This window comes from Cellulosimicrobium sp. I38E (genome assembly GCF_001647255.1).
GTDB classification, from domain to species: domain Bacteria; phylum Actinomycetota; class Actinomycetes; order Actinomycetales; family Cellulomonadaceae; genus Cellulosimicrobium; species Cellulosimicrobium cellulans_E.
On record NZ_LUAZ01000093.1, the window covers coordinates 1 to 4,577 of the forward strand.

Below are 4,577 nucleotides of genomic sequence, written 5' to 3' on the forward strand. Positions count from 1 at the left end.
GTTCCTGACCGGCGGGCGCCAGGGCGACGTGTTCTACCGCGACCGCTGGTCCCACGACAAGGTCGTGCGCTCCACCCACGGCGTGAACTGCACCGGGTCCTGCTCCTGGAAGGTCTACGTCAAGGACGGCATCATCACCTGGGAGACCCAGCAGACCGACTACCCCTCCGTCGGCCCCGACTCCCCCGAGTACGAACCCCGCGGCTGCCCCCGCGGCGCCGCGTTCTCCTGGTACACCTACTCCCCCACCCGCGTGCGCTACCCCTACGTCCGCGGCACCCTGCTCGACCTGTACCGGCAGGCGAAGGACGACGTGGGCGGGGACCCCGTGCTCGCGTGGGCGAAGGTCACGTCCGACCCGGGGTCGGCCCGTGCCTACAAGAGCGCGCGCGGCAAGGGCGGGCTCGTGCGCGCGACCTGGGACGAGGCCGCCGAGATCGTCGCCGCCGCCCACGTGCACACCATCAAGACCTACGGCCCCGACCGCGTCGCCGGCTTCTCGCCCATCCCGGCGATGTCGATGGTGTCGCACGGGGTGGGGTCGCGGTTCGTCCAGCTCCTGGGCGGGAGCATGCTGTCGTTCTACGACTGGTACGCCGACCTGCCCGTCGCCTCCCCGCAGGTGTTCGGCGACCAGACCGACGTCCCCGAGTCCGCCGACTGGTGGAACTCCACCTACTGCATCATGTGGGGCTCCAACGTCCCGGTCACCCGCACCCCCGACGCCCACTTCATGACCGAGGCCCGCTACCGCGGGCAGAAGGTCATCGTCGTCTCCCCCGACTACGCCGACAACACCAAGTTCGCCGACGAGTGGCTCGCCCCGCACCCCGGCACCGACGGCGCCCTCGCCCAGGCCATGGGCCACGTCATCCTCACCGAGTTCCACGTGCGCGACCGCGCGCCCCGGTTCCTCGACTACATGGCGCGGTTCACCGACGCGCCGTACCTCGTGACGCTCGAGCGCCGCGGGGACGTGTACGTGCCGGGGCGCTTCCTCACGGCGGACCGGCTCGCGGGCACGCCCGCCGCCGACCAGGCCGGCACCGCGCACGCGGCGTCGAGGACGGTGATCCTGTCCCGCGCGGGCGACGTCATCGTCCCCAACGGGTCGCTCGGACACCGCTACGGCGACCCCGGGCGGTGGAACCTCGACCTCGAAGGGGTCGAGCCGGCGCTGTCGGTCGCGGACCTGACGGGCGGGACGTCGGACGGGCCGGTCTCCGTCGACCTCCCGCGCTTCGACCTCGCCCCCGAGGAGGGCGCCGAGCACCAGGGCGGCGCGGGCTCGGTGCGGCGCGGCGTGCCGACGCACCGCGTGGGCAAGCACCTCGTGACGACGGTCTACGACCTGCTGCTCGCGCAGTACGGCGTGGACCGCCCCGACCTCGGTCTGCCGGGCACGTGGCCAACGGGCTACGACGACCCCGCGACCCCGGGCACCCCCGGCTGGCAGGAGGAGATCACCGGCGTACCCGCCGTCGCCGCGGCGCGCATCGGGCGCGAGTTCGCGCAGAACGCGCTCGACTCCGACGGCCGGTCGATGATCATCATGGGAGCGGGCACCAACCACTGGTTCCACTCCGACACGATCTACCGCACGTTCCTCGCCCTCGTGACCATGACCGGCTGCCAGGGCATCAACGGTGGCGGGTGGGCGCACTACGTGGGGCAGGAGAAGGTCCGCCCGATCACGGGCTTCCAGCAGTACGCCAACGCGCTCGACTGGGTCCGGCCTCCGCGCCTCATGATCAGCACGGCGTTCTGGTACCTCGCGACGGACCAGTGGCGCTACGACGGCCTGCCCGCGGACGCGCTCGCGTCCTCGCTCGCCACCGGGAGGTTCTCGGGCCGCACGACGGCGGACACGCTGGTGGAGTCCGTCCGTCGCGGCTGGACGCCGAGCTACCCGACGTTCGACCGCAACCCCCTCGACCTGGTGGACGAGGCCGAGGCGGCGGGCAAGGACCCGGTGCGCCACGTCGTCGACCAGCTCTCCTCCGGCGAGCTCGACTACGCGTGCGCCGACCCCGACGACCCGGCGAACTTCCCGCGCGTCCTCACCGTCTGGCGCGCGAACCTGCTCGGGTCGTCGGGCAAGGGCAACGAGTACTTCCTCAAGCACCTGCTCGGGACCGACGCCGCGGTGCGCGCCCCCGAGTCCGGGCCGGACCGCCGGCCCCGGGACATCGCGTGGCACGACGAGGCGCCCCGGGGAAAGCTCGACCTGCTCGTCACCGCCGACTTCCGGATGACGTCGACGACGCTGTTCTCCGACGTCGTGCTGCCGGCCGCGACCTGGTACGAGAAGCACGACCTGTCCTCGACCGACATGCACCCGTTCGTGCACTCGTTCAACCCCGCCATCAGCCCGCCGTGGCAGACGCGCACCGACTTCGACATCTTCCACACGATCGCCCGGCGCATCTCGAAGATGTCGGTGACGCACCTGGGCGTGCGCAAGGACGTCGTGGCCGTCCCCCTCGCGCACGACACGCCCGACGCCATGGCCACGCCCCACGGCGAGGTCCTGCCGCAGGGCGAGCTCGTGCCCGGGGTCACCATGTCCAAGCTCGTCGTCGTCGAGCGCGACTACCCGGCGTTCGCCGACCGGCTCGCCGCCCTGGGCCCGCTCACCCAGAAGGTGGGCATGGTCACCAAGGGCGTCGCGTTCGACCCGACGCCGGAGGTCGAGCGACTCGCCGTCGCGAACGGCGTCGTCGCCGACGGACCGACGGCGGGGCGCCCGCGCCTGGACCGGGACACCCACGTGTGCGAGATGATCCTCGCGCTCTCGGGGACGACGAACGGCCGGCTCGCGGTGCAGGGGTTCGAGGACCTGGAGCGTCGCACCGGGCAGCGCCTGGCCGACCTCGCGCGGGACGAGCAGGGCAAGCGCATCACGTTCCCGGACGTGCAGTCGCGCCCGACGGCGGTCATCACCTCTCCCGAGTGGTCCGGCTCCGAGCACGGGGGACGGCGCTACAGCGCCTTCGTCATCAACGTGGAGCGGCTCAAGCCCTGGCACACGCTCACCGGTCGCCAGCACTTCTTCCTCGACCACGACTGGATGACCGAGCTCGGCGAGCAGCTCCCGGTCTACCGGCCGCCGCTCGACATGCACCGCCTGTTCGGCGACTCGCGCGTCGGCGACACGTCCCCCACGGGGGCACAGGGGTCGGAGGGCTACGCGGAGGTCGCGGTGCGGTACCTGACCCCGCACTCGAAGTGGTCGATCCACTCGGAGTACCAGGACAACCTCTTCATGCTGTCGCTCTCGCGCGGCGGCCCCACGATCTGGATGAGCCCGCAGGACGCGGAGAAGATCGGCGTCGCGGACAACGACTGGATCGAGTCCTACAACCGCAACGGCGTCGTGGTCGCGCGCGCCGTCGTCTCGCACCGCATGCCCGAGGGCACGGTCTTCATGTACCACGCGAAGGACCGGACCGTGGACGTGCCGCGGTCGGAGACGTCCGGGCTGCGGGGCGGCATCCACAACTCCCTGACCCGCGTGCTGCTCAAGCCCACCCACCTCATCGGCGGCTACGCGCAGCTCTCGTACGGCTTCAACTACATCGGCCCGACGGGCAACCAGCGTGACGAGGTCACGGTGATCCGTCGTCGTTCTCAGGAGGTGACCTACTGATGAAGGTCATGGCGCAGATGTCGATGGTGATGAACCTGGACAAGTGCATCGGGTGTCACACGTGCTCGGTCACGTGCAAGCAGGCCTGGACCAACCGCACGGGCGTGGAGTACGTGTGGTTCAACAACGTCGAGACCCGACCCGGACTCGGGTACCCCCGCACCTACCAGGACCAGGACCGCTGGCAGGGCGGCTGGGTCCGCACGAAGAAGGGCAAGCTCAAGCTCCGCGCCGGGGGCCGGCTGAAGAAGCTCGCCACGATCTTCTCCAACCCCGTCCTGCCCTCGATCCACGACTACTACGAACCGTGGACGTACGAGTACGACATGCTGCTCTCGGCCCCCCAGGGCGCCCACACCCCGGTCGCGCGCCCCAAGTCCCTGCTCACGGGCAAGGACATGAACATCTCCTGGTCGGCGAACTGGGACGACGACCTCGCCGGGTCCACCGCCACCATGGACCAGGACCCGATCCTGGCGCACATGTCCGAGCACGTCGCGACCGAGCTCGACAAGACGTTCATGTTCTACCTGCCCCGCATCTGCGAGCACTGCCTCAACCCCGCCTGCGTCGCGTCCTGCCCCTCGGGGGCCATGTACAAGCGGGCCGAGGACGGCATCGTCCTCGTGGACCAGGACCAGTGCCGCGGCTGGCGCATGTGCGTCACCGGCTGCCCCTACAAGAAGGTCTACTTCAACCACAAGACCGGCAAGGCCGAGAAGTGCACCCTGTGCTACCCCCGCATCGAGGTCGGCCTGCCCACCGTGTGCTCCGAGACCTGCGTCGGACGCCTGCGCTACCTCGGCCTCGTCCTCTACGACGCCGACAAGGTCACCGAAGCCGCCGCCGTCCAGGACGAGCACGACCTCCTCGCCTCCCAACGCGCCGTCTTCCTCGACCCCCACGACCCCCAAGTGATCGCCGCCGC

The 4,577-nt window shown here is 70.6% G+C and carries 2 protein-coding genes; both read left to right on the forward strand.

Annotation, left to right across the window (positions count from 1 at the left end):
- Positions 1–3,649: nitrate reductase subunit alpha (locus A0J59_RS20350; RefSeq protein ID WP_156533215.1), on the forward strand; the 3,649-nt coding region annotated here is incomplete at its 5' end.
- Positions 3,649–4,577: nitrate reductase subunit beta (gene narH / locus A0J59_RS20355; protein WP_064317283.1), on the forward strand; the 929-nt coding region annotated here is incomplete at its 3' end. The genes A0J59_RS20350 and narH, both read left to right, overlap by 1 nt.